Origin of the sequence: Gemella sp. oral taxon 928 (assembly GCF_001553915.1) — a bacterium.
Classification (GTDB): domain Bacteria; phylum Bacillota; class Bacilli; order Staphylococcales; family Gemellaceae; genus Gemella; species Gemella massiliensis.
Map to the genome: position 1 here is coordinate 1578392 of NZ_CP014233.1, position 22965 is coordinate 1601356.

Below are 22965 nucleotides of genomic sequence, written 5' to 3' on the forward strand. Positions count from 1 at the left end.
TACGATTTCTAATGTTTATTTTTTTACTAATTAATATTTTTACATTATAAATGTTAAATAATCTTAGTTATAATTTGTTTTTCATCATGTTAATAACTAAATTATCTTGTTTATAATTATCAAAATTTAAAATAAGAAATACATTAAGAAAATTTTATTTTCATTTTTTCACTATATACTATTTTTATATTTTACATCAATATGTAGATAAAAATATATTTTTACTTTATATATACCCATAACAATAATAATATAAAATATAGAAATAGGAGCAACTCAAAAATCATAATTCCATTAGAAATTGATTTTATTAAGTCGCTCCCACACAATTCGTTAGTTTTGAAAAACTTTTTAAATAGTTTAAAATTAACGAACTACTGCATCTGTCTGCTAATAAGTAAATTCTATTAAATTTTTAACTTTAGATAAACCCCTATTTTTATATTATATTTTTATCCGGAAAAAGCATTCTCAAAACATCAAGTGATAATCTTCGTGATTTACCTTTATATGGATAAATATGCATCATCATCATAGGATTAAAGTTTGCTTCTATCACTCCATAATTATTGTTATCTACTTCCGATTTTATATCTGGTATTATTAAATCCACGCCACACACTTTTGCTAACATGGCATCCGAAATTTTTACAGCTAACTTTTTATAACTGCTGTGAACTTCATCTGTCATATCTATAGAATCACCACCGGTACTAATATTGGAATTTTCTCTTAAGTTTGCTACTTGTCCTTTTTTCAAAACTGTATGTATCGTTAACCCTTGCTCTTTTAATTGCAACTGTTCTATTTCGCCAAGCTCCAATTTTTTTAGAGGTGTTTTTTTGGCATCACCACGTAATGAACTGTTATTTTTTATTTCTACCAACTCTTCTATTGTATGAACTCCATCACCAACAACATTAGCCGGAACTCTAAGTAAAACAGCCTTTGTTTTACCCTCGATTACAAAAAAGCGATATTCCGTTCCTTCGATAAATTCTTCAATTATTACATCTTTATCTTCTTTTAGCGCTAAATTAATCGCTTCTGAATAGGTTTCTATATCATTTATCCCATACTTAAAAATGGTAATTCCTAATCCAAAATTTGTACTTTTAGGTTTAATGACAACAGGTTTATTTTTTATATAATTAAATACCATAACAGCATCATCTAAAGTTGATACTTCATACCCTTTAGGTACTCTAAAGCCTTGCTCAGCGAGAATTTTTTTCGTAACTATCTTATTTTCCATAATAAGTGGTGAAATATAACTATCTCTACTTGTCATATTTCCGTTTTTAACATACTCCACCTGATTATTCCACTCCAGACGTATAAATTGGTCATTTTCATCAATAATATCAACTTTAATTCCATTTCTTATTGCGTCTTCTATTAACGCTTGGGTAGATAGTTCCATATTTTCAAATGCCTTTAGTGAATAATAATTTTCCGTTGCTTGCTTTTTATATTTTTTTGCAAGTTTCATTCCCACCTCCAGCGGTGAAGTATTTTTATAATCTCTAACCAATCTGCCGCCTATTGTGAGTGTTGAATCTATTAATTCATTTTCTTTTTCTTCAATAAGAGTTAAGTCTGCTTCCGATAATTTTAGCTCTTTAACCATTTCCTTCATATTATCCAAAAGTTCCAAACCTTCTTCTAAATACTCAGGTTTTGACAAAGGGTGCGCCAAAGCTATCTTCTCACTGTACTCTTTTCCTATTTCTACCGATTTAACAGCATTTTTTTCATCTAACCATACTAAAGTTTTAATAAATAAATGAATAAAACGAATATCTTTTTCCAAAATTCCGAAAGGAGCATACGGATTTAAGTCGAATAGTCTAAATTCTATATACTTAATACCGTTATTTAAAAATTTTTTTACAGTATCTTCTCCTCTAAAACGGACGCTAGAGTAGAACTCTTTTTCTGCAATGAGTTTTCCGGTTTCTACATAAGATACTATATTATCAATATACTCTTCTAAAGAGTTATAAGATACAACAATATCTTCATCATTGACATAACCAAAACGGCTCATTCTTATACTTCTTACATAATCTTTCGGTTTATCATTACTATTATAATAATACTTATCCTCTACTAACGGACTTGCACCGTATAAATAAACAAGTAGCCACTGATAGCGAATAAATTGACGAGCCAATTTCATATAAATATTATTTTTTACATCTACTATATCTTTTTTTTCAATATCAGCTATAGACTTCATTAAATTATCAGATAACTGAAAATTATAATGAATACCCGAAACCATTTGTTTATATTTCCCGTATTTTTTTACTAAATACTCTCTATATTCTACATCCCATTTATCTTCAAACTGCGCTACCTTAATATCTTCTTCATTAGGTAATTTTACCGGAATACTAAGCGGCCATATAAATTCATCTTTAGGAAGATTTTTTAAAACAACTTCATGTATTGCCGCCAGATAACGAAGTACATTTTTTTCAGAGTTTTCAGGTGAAGTGATAAGCTCTATCTGAGATTCTGCAAAATCTGTTTGAATATATGGATGTTTTTGTCTTATTCCGAATGTTTTAGGATGACCTGTTTTAGAAATATCACCACTTTCCAGAACTCGTTGACCTTCTTTTTCTATGCCAATTTTTACAGCATTAAACAATTCCTCAAGGTTATTTTCTTTAACAATTTTTCTAATATTCATAATACTCATCCTTTATAAAGTAATTTGATTAGTTACCATATTATCACAAATAACTAAAATATAATAGAAATTAGTACCAAACTTTGTGTAATAACAAAAAACTAAAAGAATTTAGTTCTGTTCAGTATAGAACTAAATTCTTTGTATAAATATTTATCTAACTTTGAAAATCAACTGTCTAAGAGGAGTTGCTTTATTTTCCAAACAGTCGTTGAATATCATTCCATGTAACTGCCAACATTAATGCCATTAACAATAAACCAAATGCAACAGTCATGTAATATTGAGCCTTCTTATTAATCGGTTTTTTAAATATTGCTTCGTAAATAACGAAAACAATACGACCGCCATCCAACACCGGTATCGGAATTAAATTCATAAGTCCTAAGTTTACACTTAGTATTCCTGTCCAACGCAATGTTGTAATTAACCCACTCTGAGCAGCCGCGCTGGACATTTCATAAATTGCCACCGGCCCTCCTAGTTGATTTAGACTAAATCCCCCTCTAAATATTGAAACAAATAAGTTAACAATACCTGTAAAAATCATCGTTCCGTAATACAATGTCTGAGAAAAGCCGTTTTTGATAGCTCTTAGATAATCTCTCTCATAGGCAGGATTAATACCTAACTTGTATGTTTTTACTTCTTTGCCTTTTTTTATCGTTGTATCTTCTTTCGGAGTTACTTTAATTTCTTGTGTTTGACCGTCACACACTACTTTTAGTGTTAATTCACTACCGTTAGAAGCAATAACTTTACTTGTCATTTCAGCCCATGTTGATACTTTTTCTCCATTAACCTCAGTAACTACATCACCGGATTTTAAACCTGCCGAAGCAGCGGGATAATTGGTTGCTAATTCTCCCAGACGTGTACTGTTAGTTGGAACGCCGCTATACAAAGATATTCCTAAAAATATCGCCAGTGCTAAAACAAAGTTCATTAACGGGCCTGCAAATAGTGTCCAGAATTTTTTCCCCCATGAATGTGATGAAAACATACGCTCAATGGGTGCGATTTGTTCTTCCATTCCATTAAAAACTACACAAGCATCTTTTCTTACACTATATCTTTCAATAGCTTCCCCAACAAAACCTTCAATAAATAATTGTTCAGTTAATTCAAAATCGTTTAATTCAATTGGTAATAAGTCAACATCATTTGTTTTATCAAGAATAATTTTCTCAACTTTATCATTATTATCTAATTTTAAACTAACGTGCATACCTTTTTTTAAATCATATGGTGATACATCATTGTTAAAATCAAAAACATTATCGGGCATCTTAACATAACCGCCAATTGGTAGTAAACGAATTGTAAAGTTTGTTTCTCCTATTTTTTTATGGAAAATCTTCGGCCCCATTCCTATTGCAAACTCTTGACATAAAATACCGGAACGTTTTGCAACTATAAAATGACCGAACTCATGTATTGTTACAACAACAAAAAATATTAATATAAATGCGATTATTCCTTGCATCTAATACTCCCTTCTATAAACTATGCTATTAAATTAAGCAACAATGCTAAGCATGGTGCTGCCAATATTACGGAGTCAAAACGATCAAAAATTCCGCCATGCCCCGGTAATAAATTACTACTATCTTTTACACCACATTCACGTTTGTAAGCTGACTCTATTAAATCACCTATCTGTCCAATGGCGCTAATTACCAATGTGATTATAACAGCCATAACTATATTAGTAAATATAGTTGTCATAAAGTAAAATAATAACGCTACTACAATTGATGATAGACTACCAATTACAGAACCTTCTATTGATTTATTCGGGCTAATATTTGGTGAAATTTTATTTTTTCCGAACTTCATTCCGCCTATATAAGCAAAACTATCAGTTACCCAAATTGTAAACAACAAATATAGTACATATGATAAGCCTAACTCACGTAACATAAATAGACTATAAAAACCAACAAAAACATAAGCAGTTAGAAATATAATAACACCAATTTCAGTGAGTTTTATCTTATGTCCACTTATTACTACTGTCATTAAAAAAGCTATGCCGATTAAAAAGAATACACTATAAAAATAAACAGCCGGCAAGGGATAATTAGTATAAATAATTGCTCCGGCTATCACACTAATTAATAATACTGAATTGTTTATTTTTTTAAATGTCATTTTATTTATTTCATACATAGCCAATATCCCAAGTATTGACGTCGTATATTTGAAATACCAATTACCCAGATATAATAATGGTACAAAAATAATTAAGGCAACTATCGCCGTTTTTACTCTAGTTTTCATTAAGACCTCCAAATCGTCTATCTCTACTCTGATATACCAATAGTGCATTATAAAACTCCGCTTCAGTGAAATCCGGCCATGCAACTTTGGTAAAAAGAAATTCACTATACGCTATTTGCCATAACAAAAAATTTGAAATACGCTGTTCCCCGGATGTTCTTATTAATAAATCCGGATCCGGCGTCCCTTTTGTATAAAGATTATTACTGATTATATCTGCATTAATATCACTAATATCACACTTTTCATTTTTTACATCACTTGCTATTTTTTTTACTGCCGAAACTATTTCATCTTTAGAACCGTAATTTAAAGCAAAAATCAAATGCAGTCCTGTATTATCCTTTGTCTGCTCAATAGCATTCAACACCGCTTTTTGAGTATTTTCTGGTAATTGTTCAACTACACCGATAACTTTAATCTTAACATTATTTTCCATTAATTCAGGCATAAAGCTACTGAACATTTTCTCCGGTAGATCCATCAAATAACTTACTTCTTCTTTCGGCCTCGCCCAATTCTCCGTAGAAAACGCATATAACGTTAAATATTTTATTCCTAATTTTGAAGCATATTTAGTAATTTTTTTTACGGTTTGCATACCCTCATAATGCCCTTTGATACGTGGCATATTTCTTTTTTTAGCCCAACGACCATTTCCATCCATAATAATAGCAACATGTGTTGGGATTTTTTTTAGTTTTTCATTTTCTGTTTTAATTTCAGGTTTATTTTTCTTTAAAAATTCAAACATATAACCTCCTGTGCAACACAACATATTATACCATAAATACAACTAAGCAACAAACTAAATACGATATAATCACAACTTAATATTGAAAAATGAAGTTTGTACATTTATAAATTACAATAAAGAATTTGTTTTACTGTTTTAAAAGTGGTATATAAATAAATTAATAACTATAATAATCAAATATGATTTTAAATAAAACGATAAGTTTTTCTAAAAAATTACACTTTATGCTGGAAAAATGATTAAAGTAGTGGTATAATAATTTCTGTTGTATGAAAAAGTTGTTAAGATAAATTTTATAGGAGGTTATATTCATGCGCGTAAATGTAACATTAGCTTGTACTGAATGTGGTGATAGAAACTACATTACTAAAAAGAATAAAAGAAATAATCCGGATCGTATTGAACTTAAAAAATACTGTCCAAGATTAAAAAAAGTGACTTTACACAGAGAAACTAAATAATAAAGTTAGAAAAGCCTTAAAGTATAAACGTTTAAGGCTTTTTGTTTTATACTCTATGCCCAAATTTCTGGGCATATGCCGGTTTTTTTAAAGGTTTATTTTTTCTTACTATCTAATAAAGCTTAACTAGTTGCCTTATTTATTAGTTATCACTTAACTAATATTCACTATTCTCCAAATACTTTTTTATAGTCTTGTTTGAATTTTTCTATACCGATTTCTGTTAATGGATGAGCAATCATCTGTTTTATTACTTTATATGGTACTGTGGCAATATCACAGCCAAGTTTTGCACACTCGACTACATGAATCGGATTACGAACGCTAGCCGCAATAATTTCTGTATCTAAGTCATTATTGGCGAAAATTTCTACAATTTCCTCAATTAACAATAAACCGTTGTGTGAAATATCATCTAAACGCCCTAAAAACGGACTAACATAAGTCGCCCCTGCTCGTGCGGCTAATAATGCTTGATTGGCGCTGAAAATAAGAGTTACATTTGTTTTTATACCTTCTGATTTTAATATCTTTACAGCACGTAGCCCGTCTTCTGTCATCGGAATTTTTACAACCATATTCGGATGAATTTTAGCAATTTCTCGTGCTTCTTTTACCATATCTTCCCAATGTTCAGTTGTCGCTTTTACTTCTCCACTAATTGGACCGTCTACTATTTCTGTAATTTCTTTAATAACGTCTTCAAAGTTTCTTCCCTCTTTTGCGATTAATGATGGATTGGTAGTTACTCCACAAACTACACCTAAATCATTTGCCAGACGAATATCATCTACATTAGCAGTATCTATAAAAAATTTCATTATTTTATCTCCTTTCATGTACTACTTATATATCTTATCATACGTTGAAAGCTATTTCAAATCTTATTATTGTGCATAATATTTTTTATTTCTAATCCTTAATAATATCATAAAATTATTATATTATTTTTTATATTGGTAAATTTATCTTTTAAAAATCAAACTGAAATTTTAACTTTATTAATATACTGTAATTATTAATAATGAAATATCTATTTCTATATTAGAGATACTATAAACTTATATAATCCATAATTTATATATTGATATTCTCAGTCTATTCCCATTAAACAGCCGATTACATTTGTTTTTTATTTCAATATATGATAGAATAAGTCTATATTTAGGAGGAGCATTATGCAGAAGTTTTTAGAAAAAGTACCATACTTGATTTTTTCTTTCTTTTTATTTATTATCTTACCATTGTGTTCATATTTTATATCAAATAAATCCGGGATGATTATTTTATTACTTATTTTTATATATCCTATTGTAAGTTTTTGTATATCGTTCTTATATGCGTATAGCAAACTTGATTTCAGCTATATCTTTTCACTTATAATTGGAATTTTTTATTTAATATCATGTACAATTATATTGAATTTTGATATTTTAATTTATGGTTTAGGATATATCTTCTTTAGCCTTTGCGGTCAAGGTGTGGGTTTTCTAATCGGACAACTTAGAAAAAAAACTAAAAAACAAAAGAAAACTAGAAGTTAAACAATGCAATGTATTGTTTTCTTCTAGTTCTTTTATTTTAAAAATTGCTGTAAACAAACTCCTTTACATTAGAAAAGTCCGTCATAAAACAATAAATAATTATTATCATAAGAACTGCATAGAAAAATATCGTCCACAATAAAAAGCTATACTTACCATTAAGTTTTTTTTGCAAAATTGTATAAATCTCGTTCAAAGTCTATCCATCCTCTCCAACCTAAATGCATAGTATCATATAAAAAATATTTTTCGTACTCTTTATTACTATAATCAAAAATTTCTATATTATTTTCTTTAGCAATTCTTTTTATATTATCATAAGCAACTTTTCGACGTTCTTTAGTAATTCCTGTATAATCATTCCATTTACCATTTGATGGAAAAAGTGCAAAACGTAATTCAATACCTAAATCTTTGGCAATGGAGATAAATATATCTAAATCTTTATACTCCGGTGAATCATTATACATCGTATTTTTTGAAATATCTTTTAAACTTTCGTACTTATTACGGATATATTTATCATAATAACTATTTTCTATAGCGTATTCATTATTACTTGTTTGTTTTTTAGCCTCATTTGTAAAATGTTCTTTAAGTTCTTCCCAATTATACTTCGGTGTTACAGCTCCGTTTAATGAATAATTTTCAATGCTGTTATTTTTATAAAACTTATATTTTGTTTTAAAACCGGTAATATAATTATCTAATTCTAAAAATTTTCTAGTAATACCGCTACCTTTGTTATCTATAAAATATTTTTTATAACTTTCAAATTTTTTAGCCATTTCCTTATTGTTTGATGCTAATTCTATAACACGGTTAATAAATTTTTCTTTTGTTTTCTTCATTATTTTTGGATTATTCATAGTATTAAAAACGTGTTCTTCAGAAATTTTGGAGATAAAAGCATCTTTTTGAATACCGTTTTTATTATCAAACCACTGAATAGATTCAATCATAACAACCTTATTGTTAGGTATAGCATTTCCTATTGAACCCAATGTTGCCGCATGAATAATATTTTGTGAATTTCCTACACCTATTTGCATTATATTAAAATCATTATAATTAAAAATATTTTTGGGATGATACTTTTCATTAATCGTTGCCGTTAATTCCGATGAACCTAATAAAACGGTGGTATTTTTTGTCATATTTTTTGTTAATATATCATAACTTTTATATTTTTCCGCTGAAATATTATAACGAACTCTATTATCCTCCACTTTATAATAATTTTCTATTTTTTTTATATAAGTACATTTTAACATCGTTAAGGACAGTGCAACTAATACAACAGCTAAAATAAATGCTTTTAATTTCGCCATATTACTATACTCTATTTTCCAAGTAACTAATAACTTTATTCGGCGTATCAATTTCTTCATATGTTACTTCTGTCGGTGCTATCACAATACCGAAATTTTCCTCAATATGCGCCAGCATTTCTACAAAAGCTAATGAATCCATTAACCCCTCTTCTTTCATATTAACATTTAAATCTTCTTTTACAATTTCATCTTCACAGATTTCTTCCAACATATCTAATATTTCTTCTCTCATTATTCTACTCCTATACTTTTAGTATCACACGTATTACTTTCTCCGCTTCTCCTGAGAAAATAAATAAACCGAATGTGATTAAATTTAACGTAATAACCCAACTTACTACCTTATACCATTTTTTATTCCTATTTCTTTTATAAAATTTTACTTTTTTCTGATAATATTCAAAACATGCCATTAATATTCCATGATAAACACCATATATAATATAACTAAAGGTCAATCCGTGCCATAATCCCATTAAAATCATATTAACCATATAAGCATACATTGCTGTATTAAGACGTGTTTTAAAAATCTTTTTCTTAGTGGTTGAAATAAATACTCTTGAAAATACAAAATCCCTAAGCCATGTTGATAATGTGATATGCCACCTATTCCAAAAATCTTTTATATCTACACTTAAAAAAGGTTTATTAAAATTTAACGGTGTCTGTATACCGAGTATATTACTACTTCCTACAGCCATTAAACTGTATCCGGCAAAATCAAAAAATAAATATAATGTGTATAAGTACATATATTTAACTGAATAAGAAATAACCCCATGATTTGTTAACGTTATCAGGTAATGATAACAATAGGTTGATATTACAACTTTGTACAAAAGACCAAGTATTAAACGATATACACCTTCTCCTGCCAACTCAAAATATTCCTTTTTTGATAAATCATTTTTTATATCCTCTTTAAAACGTCTACTTCTATCTATCGGGCCTGAACTAATTGTTGGGAAAAACAATAAGAAGTTTAAATATTCTACCGGTAATATTTTTTCTTTTATCACCCCATCGTATATTTCAACTATTATTTGAATTGTTTTAAACGACATATACGATATACCGATAAAAGTAAAAAGTTGGATACTTGCAAGTGTAAATATTTTGTTTAATACTAACGGTGCTATCGAAATAAATATTAATAATTTCAATAACTTTTTATTATTTGTGTTACGTTGGGCAATAAATACTAATAAATATTCAAATACAATAAAAATTACCAAATAGCACAACATTAATGTACTTTTACCATAAATAACACCCGCAAACACAATTGACAATAACAATATATAATATTCTATATTTTTTCTAAATAATTTCAGTATAAATCCAACTAATAACGCTATGATAAGAAAAAAGAAAAATTCATTACCTTCAAAATAATTCATTTTACATCCCCTTTAATTTTTTCTTATCTATTTTCCCGTTATTATTAAGTGGCATTTCATCTAGGAAAATTATTTTTTTAGGAATCATATAATCAGGAACCAGTTTTTTTAATTCCGATTTTATTTTTTTTATAACTTCAAAGCGTTGTTCTATATTTTCACCATAGACTATATATGTAGTTAAACTATGAACTTTTTCATCTTTATAATTGGGTATTGTCGCTGCTTGCCTTATTTTCTTATTTTTTAATAGGTTAGCATCAATATCCTCCAACTCTATTCTATGCCCATGTAACTTAACTTGAAAATCCATCCGTCCTTCACAAAAAAGAAAACCGTCTTCAAAATAACCCATATCACCGGTTCGATAACTACGATGTACCGTATTATTAATTTTTTTCGTTGAAAATTTTTCTTTCGTTATTTTTTCATTTTTAAAGTATCCTTTAGCAACCGTATCCCCAATAATGACAATTTCTCCTTTACCGTTAGTATCCGGATTTACTATTTCTACCTGACTTTTCGGTTTTATCACACCTACCGGCAGGTTAGTAGAATACTTCTTATTTATCTCTTCTGTTATTTCTATCCATGTAACCATAACCGTTGATTCGGTTGGCCCATAAGTATTAATAACCTGTGAATTAGGAAATTTCTTGTGAATTTTCTCTACCGTTGTACTGAAAAGTTTTTCTCCACAAAAGATAAATTGTTCTATTTTAGGAAGTAAATTATAATTAAACCTTTCATCCATAAAACACATTTCAATAAATGACGGTGTTGAAATCCAAATATCAGCTTGAGAACTAGATAGTTCTATAAACATATCTTTAAAATTTTCCTGATGTTTTCTGTCTATTTGAATAAGAGTAGCACCTAAAAATAACGCAGGCCATAGTGACATAACCGACAAATCAAATGAAAACGGCGGATGTCCTAAAAAAGTGAGTTCTGTTTTATCTTTATAATACCCTGTATACCACTTGAGGAAATTATTCAAATTATTGTAAGTAATACAAACACCCTTAGGTTTTCCCGTACTACCTGATGTAAAAATAATATAATATATATCTTCATCCTGAACATAATATTTAGAATTTATTCTATTTTTACCGGTAGCAATAATTTTTTCTGCATATTCTACACTTAAAGTTTCACATTCCAATTTTATGTCTTCTGTAATTAAAACCAATTTAGTATTAACTGTATCTACTATTTCTTCCACTCGCTCTTTAGGAGTATTAGTGTCAACAGGACAAAAAGCTCTTCCTGATTTCACACACGCTAAAAAATACACCAACATAAACGGATGTTTATGCCCATAGACAACTATTGGCGTCTTATCGTAACCTAATCGTTCTTGTATATAATATGCAAGTTTATCTGAATATTCCAGCAGTTGTTTATAAGTAAGATTGGCATTTTTGTAAATATTATTAATGTAAGCTGTCTTTAGGCTTTTTTCGTATTCACTTATTTTTTCTAAAAATTTATAGCTTTTCATAATAACTCTCTCTTGAAAAATAATCATTCTATTATATTACAAATTCTAACAAAGGTTATTAAAAATTAATTAAAAGGCGAGATGAAAATTATGATCTCAAAGAAATCTACTTTCAATCCCACCTTACAAAATCTATCAAACTTTAAAAATTTTTATTTAAAACAACTCAAAGTTAAAAATCATCTGTGCCAATTATTGTTTTTTATTCAACTACTTTATCGTTTATCTATTATCTTAACAACCGCATCTCCCAAAAATTGTAGAGCGAAAACTATAATTAAAATTAGTATTGTAGCTACAAATGTCAAGGTATTATTATTACGTTGAAAACCGTCAAGATAAGCAAGATTCCCTAATCCGCCGGCTCCAATAATTCCTGCCATTGCAGTCGAACCGACAAGGGCAATAGCTGTTACCGTTATACCTGAAACAATCGCAGGTAAACTTTCCGGTATAAGAACTTTTAAAATAATTGTTGAATTTTTTGCTCCCATTGCTCGTGCCGCTTCAATAACACCTTTATCTACTTCACGTAGACCAATTTCTACTAAACGGGCATAAAACGGTGAGGCTGAAATAACTAACGCCGGTATTGCCGCTTGCACTCCTATAATACTGCCAACTAAAATTTTAGTAAACGGTAATAACAATACAATCAAAATAATAAAAGGTATTGCCCTAAAAATATTAACGATTGCCGTTATTACGGTATAAAATCCTCGTCCGAACGTACTTTTGCTATTTGACGTAACATACAATAACAACCCTAAAAACAACCCTATTATAAAAACTAATATCAATGACTCAAAAGTCATTATTAATGTTTCGACTGTCTTTCCTTGTACCTTATCCCAGTTAATTCGTGAAAAATCAAACATTATAACACCTCCGTTAAAATTCCTAATTCATTTAATTTTGTAATTGCTTTTTGGATATTTTCGTCTGTTCCTATTAATTGAACAAATAAAGTTCCAATATTTGCATCTGCTGTCTTATCAAGATGTCCGTTAATAATCGTAAAATCGAAATCTATTTCTTTTACTAATGTGCTTAAAATCGGTTTTTTCGAAGTACTGTTACTAAATGTAAATTTAATTATAACACCATCAGTAAATGTTTCTTTCCATTCTTTAATATTTTCTTGTTCCTCAGTTTGCGAAGCAAACGATGTTTGACTTAAGAATTTTTTTGAAACCTCTTGTTTCGGATGATAGAATACATCAGTAACTAAACCATTCTCCGCTATTCCTCCATTATCAATAACAGCTACTTTTGTACAGATTGTTTTAATAACATTCATTTCATGAGTGATAAGTACCACTGTAATATTAGTCTCAGCATGAATTTTTTTTATTAAATCAAGTACTTCCGCAGTTGTTTCGGGATCTAATGCACTTGTTGCCTCATCACATAAAAGAATTGTCGGGTTTCCTGCTAAAGCACGCGCAATACCGACACGCTGCTTTTGACCTCCTGATAGTTGCGATGGGTAAGAATTTAATCTATCTTCTAAACCGACTAATTTAGCAAGTTCTCTTACTCTTGGTTTAATTTCAGATTTTGATTTACCTAAAATTTCCAATGGAAAAGCAATATTCTCAGCAACCGTTCTACTCCACAACAAGTTAAAATGTTGGAAAATCATTCCGATTTTTTGACGTTTTAGACGACGTTGCTCTTCATTAATTTTATTAAAATCTTCACCATCAATAATAACTTCACCGCTCGTTGCAACTTCCAAACCGTTTAACAATCTGACAAGCGTTGATTTTCCTGCACCGGAATAGCCTATTATCCCGTATATATCACCTTTTTCCACTTTTAAATTAATATCTTTTAAGGCGTGAACCTTATTATTATAAATTTTGTTAACATTTTTTAACTCAATCATATATTTCTCCTTTCAAATTGTAATAAATAAAAAAGACCCCCTTACTCTGCAAATGCAGAATAAGGGCGTCGTCCGCGGTACCACCTTATTTTTTACTTTCTAAGCTACCAACATAGCCTTTCCTATAACGTGGATACCCGAATAAAGTTCACATAATGTTTACTTCATTAACCACTCAAACCATTTTCCAAAATTTTATAATATGTCTTTTCAGCCACCGACACTCTCTATTAATTATAGCCATTTTGTACTTATTTGAGTTTTGGTTTTTATTAAGATTACTCAAAGTATATCACTATAAAAAATTATTGTCAAGATAAAAGAGTGGAATTTTCTGATAATTTAATATTATTTTCTTTCCAAAATTTTCTTTCTTAATTCCTTTTTACTAATATCTACTTTATGTTTATATTCCAACCTTGTATCAGTATTGGATGAATAGTTATATAGAGTTTGTTTTTCTGACATATAGTTATCCGATACTTCATAATCATCCAATACATACTCAAATGTATAAATTTTTTCTAAAGCAACCATTATGTTATCTAAATTTTTAGCCGTTATTATTGAAAGTTCTCTACTGTTGTACGCTTTATGAATATCCGAACCATGTATTCCTTTTTTTGTAATACGAAGATACATAATATCACTTGTAATTTCTTTAAATTCACTAAGATTTACTAAATCACTGTTAGCTATTCCTCTTAATCTAAATTTACTTAGCTCTTTTCCAATTTTTGCTATTTCCCTGTAAAAAACACCGAAAATATCATCACTTTTTTTATTAAGAAGCATTTCACTCGCCAGAGCATAGGTTAAAACCTGTGAAACAAATCCTAACTCCAACATATCCAATTTAAAATTCGTTTCACTACTTTTATAGTCTATAACCAAAATATTCTTATTTAAAACATCTATCCTATCTATTGTTCCGGTAAATTTCAAAGTTGGAACATTATATATTCTTTCTAATTTCTTGGTTATAACATTACCTGTTTCTAACTCCTTACAACTAATTTTATCTTCAGAAATAACTAACTCGAATTTTTTCTCTAAAAATTTCGGCTCATATTTTGTTAAAGCAACATACTTAATTTCTATTGCAACAGCCAGTACTAAACGTCTAATTAATATTTTTAAATTATAACTATATGTATTTAAAATCTTAATAAATTGTAGAGTTTCCAGTATATCTTTATTAGTAGAATTGTAAACTACACTTTCTATCTTCTCTTGAATATTAAATAATTCTATAATTTCCATATCTTCCAAATATTCTAAATCTACTTTATTTGCCGAGTTTTTTATAAAATTTATAATTTTTTCATCAGCTAATACCGCATGGAAAAATCTTCCCGTTACTAAATTGTCAAGTTCTACTTTACTATCTTCCTTAACTCCCAACATTCTTTTTATAAAAAATAAATACGGGTTTTTTTCAAAATCAGAAATTTTGGAAATACTGAAATTTGAAAATTTATCTCCATGAAGTTCTAAAAACTTACTAATATTTTCTTCCGATAACTTAAATTTGTAATCTTTTATAATCATAGGTAGATAGTTTCTCACCACATTATTATTAGAAAAATATATTCTATCATTCAACTCTGAATAAACTTCCGTTTCTATCTTAGTTTCCTGTTCTCTCAAACCAATATAGTTATTTATAAAAAACGTTATTAATTGTGATAATAGAGAAACTTCTTTTGTTTCGCTACCTTTCACCTCTTGATAACGACGGTATATTTTTACGAATAAGTAATTAAACTCCTGCGCTGTGTAGATTTCATTTATATTCTCCAAATAGTAACTATAATTATTAATATTAAACTCCAATATTTTATCTGTTTCTTTCTCTGAAATATTGACCAGCATAGATTTTACTACATTTAGATAAGTAGAGGCGAAACTTTCTTTAAAACTCTTATCAATGCTACTATAACTAATATATGTACATTCCTTTGCCCTTGTTAATGCTATATAAGCAACAAACTCTTCATCTATCAATGAAGCTTTTACGGTCGGGGATATATATAACTCTTTCGTAATAAAATATTCTTTATCATTATCATCTAATAAACCACTTTTTTTAGATTTCGGAAGAACTTCTTTATTAAAACCAATAACAAAAACAACTTTTTTATTTTCAACTTTCGCAAGATCCATTGTTGACATTATTATCGAATTATTTATTTCGGGGATACTGCGATATTTTATTTTTGATAAACCTATAGTTAATAAATCAACAAATTTATTATAACTTAATACTTCGTTTTTAAAATTATTATTTATATTATCTAATAAGGTTAATGTTTTTTTGTAAACTTGACGATCAATACTATCTATTTTCAACTCTTCTATATTGTCATACTCACCATCTTCTTTATCTAAAGTCATTTTAATATCACAATAACTAAATAGCTGTTCTATTTGTTTTATATAAGCTGTTATCTTTTTATTTTTTTCGTTAATTATAGCTTGTATTTTTTCTGTTAGTTCAGTTAAGGCTTCTGCCAACACAAATAATTGTTCTGTACTAAAATCAAAAACAGGTTCTGTAAAGTAATCTATTTTTAAATCTTCAAGTTTTGTTATTAATTTTCTTGTTAAAATATTGTCGATATCATAAATAGAAATATCCTTGATAATTACACCGCTTATCTTTTCTTTATCTAATAATTTCACCCTTTTATCAAACTCGCTTTTACTTAGCTTACTGTCATTGAATAAAATAACTGATAACATTTTTTGCTTATAAATTTTTTCAATATTTGTTAAACGTGTTTTTAATATTTTTATTATACTATCTTTAAAATTTTTGGGGTCAAAGTTTAAAGACAATGTTAAAAATTTTATTAATCGATGATGACTTACATTTTCATCTTTATCAAGGTGAATGACTAAACCATAATCATTAAAAATATTAATATAATTCTCATAGGTATTATCCCGATACAAAATTGCTATATCATTTTCTAAAATATTTTTCTCCGATTTTAATTTCAAAATTTCTCTCGCTACTTGCTTTACTTCTAATTCTTTATTTTTAGCACGAATTATTTTTATACTGTCGTCCGATTCTTTTAAAGACTTAAATGCTTTATAATAATTATTAGCTAAGTATTCATTAGATACACCTTTAAAACGTCCGATATGAGTGTTTATAATTTTAGAATTTATAACTGTATCTTCCTTTATTTTAAAATACAACGTATTTATATTTTTGTTTTTTACCATGGCAATGATATTAAAATCAATATTAGAATTTTTTCTAAGTATTTCATTCAAATTAGCAACTACCTCATGAGATTTTCTAAACATATCAAGTTTATATTTATTGTCACCATGAAGATCCGCCAAGTAAAATTTATTGTATTTAATATTTTCTATTTCATAACCTTCCGCCACCTGCTTCAAGTCTACATTAAAATATCTGTTTGCATCTGCTATTACACTAAATACTACTCTTTTAGAAAGTTGAATTAGTTTTTCTATATAACTGTACTCTTGCAAAGAAAAATTGTAAAAAGCATCTATATAAAAAATATAATTACTTAAATCTAAATACTTTGAATAAAGTAAAAACTCATCTATGTAGTCTTCTTTATCCATTAAGAAAGATTTTTTTACCAATTTCGTATATTCCAGATAAATTTCTAAAACTGCTTCAAGTTTATTTTTATGAGCTTCTTCCGGATTTTTATTATTTTCTAAATAATCTTCCAATCTATTAATAGTTATTCTATATTGCTTTAATTCTCTTATAATATCTTGCACCACTTCAATAAAACTGCTATCTTGCAAAATTCTTCTTACTAAAAAATTATCACTATTTTTTAAATTCAAGGCAGCTTTATAAAAATAAAATGGTTTAATATCATCTCCTAAAGAATTTGAAGTATCTATTCCTAGTTTTTTATATAATTTTTTTGTTAAACTGGAAAAATTCATAACATCAATGTTAAAAGTACCGCCAAATTTCTCACATAATAATTTTTCAAAATTATAACTGTTTTGCTCCGGCGTTAAAACTATTATCTTGCTATTTTTTCTATTTTTATCTATGTCATTAAGTATAAAATCGGTCTTCCCAAAACCGCTCGGTGAAATTAATAGATCTAACTGCATATCACACCTCCTATATCTTATTATAATCAAACAACAAGGTCGAGTAAATTATCATCTACCCAACCTTATTTTTGTTTTAATCTAAAATTTCATTTTCTTTTCTATAGTTAGATACCAATTTTGCTAAATCATCAAGTAAATCATCTAATTCAGCCCAGTTTTTTACGGTTGCACCACTTGCCATAGGATGCCCACCACCTGCATATTTTTCTGCAAGTGTATTTATAATAGGCCCTTTAGAACGCAATCTCACGCGAACCTTATTACCTTCATCTATAGCGAAACACCAAGCATACAGTCCTTTTAGATTACGAATCAAATTTACACCGGTTGATACCTCCCCCGGATCTACCTTATATTTATCCATATCCTCTTTAGTAATTTTTAAATATGCCACCCCGTCGTGATAAACATTATAATTATCAAAGATAAACGCTCTAAAACGCATAATATTATCATCAATAATTTCCATTTTATCCAATAACTTACTCATATTAAAATTATATTTAATAAGCTCTGAAGCAACCCTTAAGGTATCAGCACTTGTATTTGGGAATAAAAATCTTCCTGTATCTCCTACTATACCTAAATACAATAATTTTGCCGCTTCATCATTTAGTACTATACCATATTTTTTATTTATATAAGTGTAGAAATTATAAATCAACTCACTACACGACGAAACTTCCGTGTCAACCAAATTTATATCAGCATAATTATCCAACGGCGGATGGTGATCTATTTTTATTAGAAAGTTATTTTTTGTAAATAATTTACCATCTACTCTTGGGAAATTTGCAGTATCGGTTATAATTACCAACGCATCTTTGTAATCTTCTTCCGTTACTTCTTTATTTTTAAATAAAAAACATAATGATGGCGAATCTTTTCCTACTGTTATTACTTTCTTTTCGGGAAAATTGGCTTTAATTATTTGATACATTGCTCCTTGTGAACCATAAGCATCCGGATCGGGTCTTTCATGGCGATGAATAATAATTTTATCACTCTCTTTTATTTTAAGAAAGATTTCTTCATATAATGTTTCATAATCTTTATTCATTACAATTCTTCTTTCTACTAATTTCTTTGGAATACTTGACACGTTACCATTGCTTTAGCCACCAAGTCGGTTTTATCAAATACTTCAACATCAAACTTCGCAGTTTTTCTACCTATGCTTAAAATAGTAACCTTTGTAGTTATAGTTCTATCTAATGGAACTGATTTTAAAAAGTACAATGACGTGTTTTGCATAAGTACTTCACTTCTGTTGTAATTATAGCTGGTTATATGAATTGATTCATCTATAATACTTAGTAACGCTGAACCGGAAAAAGTACCGAATTGGTCTAACATTTGCGGTATTACTTTTACCTGCAAACCGTCAGCACGTGGCACAATACCTTTTCTCATAATTTCATCAAAGGTATCATTATTATGCCCTTCTTGGAAACGATTATTAGTTAATAATGAGTTTATAACTATTTTTCGTGTTACAACACCTAAAAGAGTATTTTTGTTATCAATTACAGGCATCAATTCATAGCCTTCAGAAAGCATTGTATTAGCTACTGAAGATATTGGTGTATCAAGCGTAGTTGTTTCTACTTTTCTCTCCATTACTTCCTTAATAAGAGAATCTTTATCTTTTAAAAATACATCACGTGCGGTAACTATACCGACTAATTTTCCATATTCATTAACAACCGGATAACGAGTATGCCCTACTTGTAATTGAAGTTCATACCAATCTTTTACGGTATCATTCATATTAATGGTATATAATTTTTCAACTTTAATATAAATACTTTCTACTGTAATAATATCACGTTTAATAATTTGGTCATTCGTAACACGGTTAATTAAATGCGTTACGGAAAAAGTATCATGCGGTGTAATTATAAGCGGTAGATTTTTTTTATCCGCCATTGCTTTTATATTCTCATTAGGAATATAACCACCTGTTACTAAAATGGCACATCCTTTATCTAATGACATTTCTATGATTTTCGGACGATTTCCGATAATCAATAGTGTTCCTTGTCTAATATGCTGTCCTACTTGTTCGGAATCCATCGCACCTATCGCAAAATCTTGAACAATTTCATGAACACCTCCGCGACCGGCAATTAATTGTCCACTTACAATATTTACTATTTCTGAATAAGATAATTTTTCTACATTATCACGTTCTTTTTTCTGAATACGAACAGTTCCAACTCTTTCGATAGATGATACAAACCCTCTATTTTCAGACTCTTTTATAGCCCTGTATGCTGTTCCTTCACTAACTTTTAATTCTTTTGCCACCTGTCTTACAGAAATTTTACTTCCTATAGGTAGACTTTTTATATATTCTAATATTTTTTGATGTTTTGATTTCAATATAATAACTCCTTATTTTTTTTATTATAATACAATGTTAAAAATTTAATACATTTCCGCTTACTATCAATTATATACTTTTTATGTACTTATTTCAAGAAATTAAAAAGTGAAACAGAATATATTTTCTTCTGTTCCACTCTTGTAATATAAGTTAAATCGGTAAAATAGATTATTTAAAATTTCTATACAGTTAGTATTTCCCTACATATACAGAAATATAAATTATTTTCTGAAAAAATGCAACTAATTTTGCCAAAATTTATTTTCTATATTTTTGTATAACACTTTTAAATTCAATTAAAGTATAATATATTTCTATTTTCTTCCCGCAGGAAGTTTTTTAGCATAACCGATTTTATTTTCTTGTTTTGCCCTAGCTATTACCAACGCATCATCCGGCACATTTTTGGTTACCGTTGTTCCCGCCGCAACAATAGCACCATCTCCTATTTCTACCGGTGCAATTAAATTAGAATTACAACCGATAAACGTATCACTTCCTATGGTAGTACGATATTTATTCTTCCCATCATAGTTTACAGTTATTGTTCCACAACCTATATTGGTGTTGCTACCTACAGTTGTATCACCTAAATAACTTAAATGTGCCGTTTTAGAACCGTTTCCATATTTTGTATTTTTAAGTTCTACAAAATTCCCAATTCTCACATTTTCTCCAAGAACACAGTTGTTTCTAATATGAGAATACGGACCTATTCTCGTATTGGCACCGATAATAGAATCTGTAACAGTTGATGATAACACCTTAACACCATTTTTAATTATAGAATTCTCTAAATATGAATTTGGCTTGATTTGACAATCTTCTCCTATAACGGTATTTGATTTAATCGTCACATTCGGATAAATTGTCGTATCTCTTCCTATGATAGCATTTGGAGCGATATAAGTATTAGCCGGATCAACCAAAGTAACTCCATTTAACATATGTTTAGTGTTAATTCTATTTCTCATAACATTTTCCGCATATGCCAACGCTACTCTGTCATTTACTCCAAATGTTTCATCAAAATCATTACAAAGATAAGTTTCAATTATCTCCCCTCGATTTCTTATTAAATATAAGACATCCGGTAAATAATACTCACCTTGTTTATTATCATTTTTTACTTCTTCCAACATTTCAAACAATAATTTATTATCAAAGCAATAAATCCCTGAGTTAATTTCCTTAACTTGCTTTTCCGGTTCGGTAGCATCCTTTTCTTCTACTATTTTTTCCAGTTTACCGTTAGTATCTCGAATAATTCTTCCGTATGCGAAAGGGTTATCTGCATATGCTGTCAACACCGTTGCTTTTGCCTTCGTTTGTTCATGATGATCCAACATATTATTAATGGTTTCCGGTCGAATAAGAGGTGTATCTCCATACATGACGATAGTTGTTCCGTTCTTGTCCTTTAGCATATCCTTAGCTACTTTTACAGCATGTGCCGTTCCTAATTGTTCTGCCTGTAAAACAAATTTCGTTCTATCTCCAAGTACCTCTTTTACTTTTTCGGCACCGTGACCGACTACTGTAATTACCTCGTCCATTTTCAAATCATTTAAACTGTCCAACACAAGCTCAACCATAGTTCTGTCACAAACTTTATGCAAAACTTTATATAGTTTTGACTTCATTCGTGTACCTTTACCTGCCGCTAATATCACCGCATATCTATTACTCATTTTTTAATTCCTCATTTTCCGCTTGTCTTAATTTTTCTATAACATTACCTAATTTAACATCAAATGTTCCGTTATATTCATCAATATTATTTATTTTTGATAAATATAAATAATCTTCCTCATGTTCCCTTACTGAGTCAAAACATTGAGTAATAATTACTTTCCCTATGACCTCAGCATCGAATTCACTAATAAGACTTTCCATTCCGGTAAGGACACCGCCACCTCGCATAAAATCGTCAACTAACAATACTCTTGATTGTGATTTTAAACTGCGTTTTGATAAAATCATTGTTTCAATTTTTTTTGTAGAACCTGATACATAATTAATCGCAACAGTCGTTCCCTCAGTTACTTTATTATCACGACGAATAATAATTACCGGTTTATTTAAAATAGAGGCTATAGCATATGCAACAGGTATCCCTTTTGTCGCAACAGTAACAACAGCATCAATTTCTTTATTTTTATAAACTGTGGCAATTACGCGTCCCAGCTTATTCATTAAACTCGGATTACCGATTATATCCGACATAAAGATATAACCGCCGGCAAGAAGTCTATCCCCTTCTTTTATTTTTTCTACAAACTCATTAAGTATTTTTACCGCATCTTCTTCTACTAAAGTCGGAGTAAAAATAACACCACCGCTCACTCCGGCATATGTTTTTACTTCTCCAATCTTTTCTTCTTTAAAACCGTTTTTTATAATATAAATGTCTTCACTTATCGAAGATTTTGCTTGATTAAATTTTGATACAAAATAAGTAAGTGGAATTAATTTATTCGGATTATTCAATAAATATTCCGTCATTACCACTATTCGTTCGCTTCTTTTTAATTTCATGTAATACTCCTAATTCGTATATTATATGT

At 28.9% G+C, this 22965-nt stretch carries 18 protein-coding genes; 2 read left to right on the plus strand and 16 right to left on the minus strand.

From position 1 onward, the window contains the following. Nucleotides 1-439 precede the first annotated feature (439 nt). From gshAB to AXE85_RS07345, 4 genes are all read right to left on the minus strand, one after another. Nucleotides 440-2701, minus strand: coding sequence for a bifunctional glutamate--cysteine ligase GshA/glutathione synthetase GshB (gshAB, locus tag AXE85_RS07330; protein WP_062174338.1), 2262 nt, complete (start codon nt 2699-2701; stop codon nt 440-442). A 193-nt stretch (nt 2702-2894) separates the two neighbouring features. Continuing rightward, nucleotides 2895-4187 carry an RIP metalloprotease RseP gene (rseP, locus tag AXE85_RS07335; protein WP_062174341.1) on the minus strand — a complete coding sequence of 431 codons (1293 nt, stop codon included), beginning with the start codon at nt 4185-4187 and terminating at the stop codon, nt 2895-2897. 20 nt (nt 4188-4207) lie between these two features. Further along, a complete protein-coding gene (locus AXE85_RS07340) occupies nt 4208-4984 on the minus strand; it encodes a phosphatidate cytidylyltransferase (RefSeq protein ID WP_062174343.1) in 777 nt (258 codons plus the stop codon). Next, entirely contained in the window at nt 4974-5738 is a 765-nt protein-coding gene (locus AXE85_RS07345) for an undecaprenyl pyrophosphate synthase (RefSeq protein WP_062174345.1), read from the minus strand. The genes AXE85_RS07340 and AXE85_RS07345 overlap by 11 nt, the downstream gene beginning before the upstream one ends. 314 nt (nt 5739-6052) lie before the next feature. Here AXE85_RS07345 and rpmG point away from each other — a divergent pair, with 314 nt between their 5' ends. After that, on the plus strand, nt 6053-6202 hold the full coding sequence (gene rpmG / locus AXE85_RS07350; RefSeq protein WP_003145675.1) for a 50S ribosomal protein L33: 150 nt from the start codon (nt 6053-6055) through the stop codon (nt 6200-6202). A gap of 167 nt (nt 6203-6369) precedes the next feature. Here the strand turns inward: rpmG and fsa are convergent, their stop codons facing one another. Continuing rightward, entirely contained in the window at nt 6370-7023 is a 654-nt protein-coding gene (gene fsa / locus AXE85_RS07355; RefSeq protein ID WP_062174347.1) for a fructose-6-phosphate aldolase, read from the minus strand. 357 nt (nt 7024-7380) lie between these two features. Between fsa and AXE85_RS07360 the strand changes: the two genes are divergently transcribed. Beyond that, nucleotides 7381-7746: a hypothetical protein gene (locus AXE85_RS07360; protein WP_062174349.1), complete on the plus strand. Its 366-nt coding sequence runs from the start codon at nt 7381-7383 to the stop codon at nt 7744-7746. Between the two features lie 158 nt (nt 7747-7904). On the opposite strand, the gene dltD is transcribed toward AXE85_RS07360, so the two are convergent. The 11 genes from dltD to purR all read right to left on the minus strand — a co-directional run bounded on the left by dltD (nt 7905) and on the right by purR (nt 22936). After that, a complete protein-coding gene (gene dltD, locus AXE85_RS07365; RefSeq protein ID WP_062174351.1) occupies nt 7905-9077 on the minus strand; it encodes a D-alanyl-lipoteichoic acid biosynthesis protein DltD in 1173 nt (390 codons plus the stop codon). Nucleotides 9078-9081: 4 nt separating this feature from the next. Next, nucleotides 9082-9312, minus strand: coding sequence for a D-alanine--poly(phosphoribitol) ligase subunit DltC (gene dltC / locus AXE85_RS07370; protein WP_174222366.1), 231 nt, complete (start codon nt 9310-9312; stop codon nt 9082-9084). A gap of 10 nt (nt 9313-9322) precedes the next feature. Next, complete coding sequence (gene dltB / locus AXE85_RS07375; protein WP_062174355.1) at nt 9323-10483, minus strand: D-alanyl-lipoteichoic acid biosynthesis protein DltB; 1161 nt, start codon at nt 10481-10483, stop codon at nt 9323-9325. Between the two features lies 1 nt (nt 10484). Then, nucleotides 10485-11987, minus strand: a complete 1503-nt coding sequence (gene dltA / locus AXE85_RS07380) for a D-alanine--poly(phosphoribitol) ligase subunit DltA (protein WP_062174357.1) — start codon at nt 11985-11987, stop codon at nt 10485-10487. A gap of 215 nt (nt 11988-12202) precedes the next feature. Continuing rightward, entirely contained in the window at nt 12203-12865 is a 663-nt protein-coding gene (locus AXE85_RS07385; RefSeq protein ID WP_062174359.1) for a methionine ABC transporter permease, read from the minus strand. Then, on the minus strand, nt 12865-13878 hold the full coding sequence (locus AXE85_RS07390; protein WP_062174361.1) for a methionine ABC transporter ATP-binding protein: 1014 nt from the start codon (nt 13876-13878) through the stop codon (nt 12865-12867). Before AXE85_RS07390 ends, AXE85_RS07385 begins: the two co-directional genes overlap by 1 nt. 348 nt (nt 13879-14226) lie before the next feature. Further along, nucleotides 14227-18006, minus strand: a complete 3780-nt coding sequence (locus AXE85_RS07395) for a PD-(D/E)XK nuclease family protein (protein ID WP_062174363.1) — start codon at nt 18004-18006, stop codon at nt 14227-14229. A gap of 76 nt (nt 18007-18082) precedes the next feature. Further along, nucleotides 18083-19069 (minus strand): DHH family phosphoesterase, encoded by a 987-nt coding sequence (locus tag AXE85_RS07400; protein ID WP_062174365.1) that lies wholly within the window; start codon nt 19067-19069, stop codon nt 18083-18085. Nucleotides 19070-19086: 17 nt separating this feature from the next. After that, the gene (locus tag AXE85_RS07405) at nt 19087-20394 is read right to left on the minus strand and encodes a DRTGG domain-containing protein (RefSeq protein WP_062174366.1); all 1308 of its coding nucleotides are present in this window, start codon (nt 20392-20394) and stop codon (nt 19087-19089) included. Between the two features lie 318 nt (nt 20395-20712). Then, nucleotides 20713-22089, minus strand: a complete 1377-nt coding sequence (glmU, locus tag AXE85_RS07410; protein WP_062174368.1) for a bifunctional UDP-N-acetylglucosamine diphosphorylase/glucosamine-1-phosphate N-acetyltransferase GlmU — start codon at nt 22087-22089, stop codon at nt 20713-20715. Next, nucleotides 22082-22936: a pur operon repressor gene (gene purR, locus AXE85_RS07415; protein ID WP_062174370.1), complete on the minus strand. Its 855-nt coding sequence runs from the start codon at nt 22934-22936 to the stop codon at nt 22082-22084. The genes glmU and purR overlap by 8 nt, the downstream gene beginning before the upstream one ends. Nucleotides 22937-22965 lie beyond the last annotated feature (29 nt).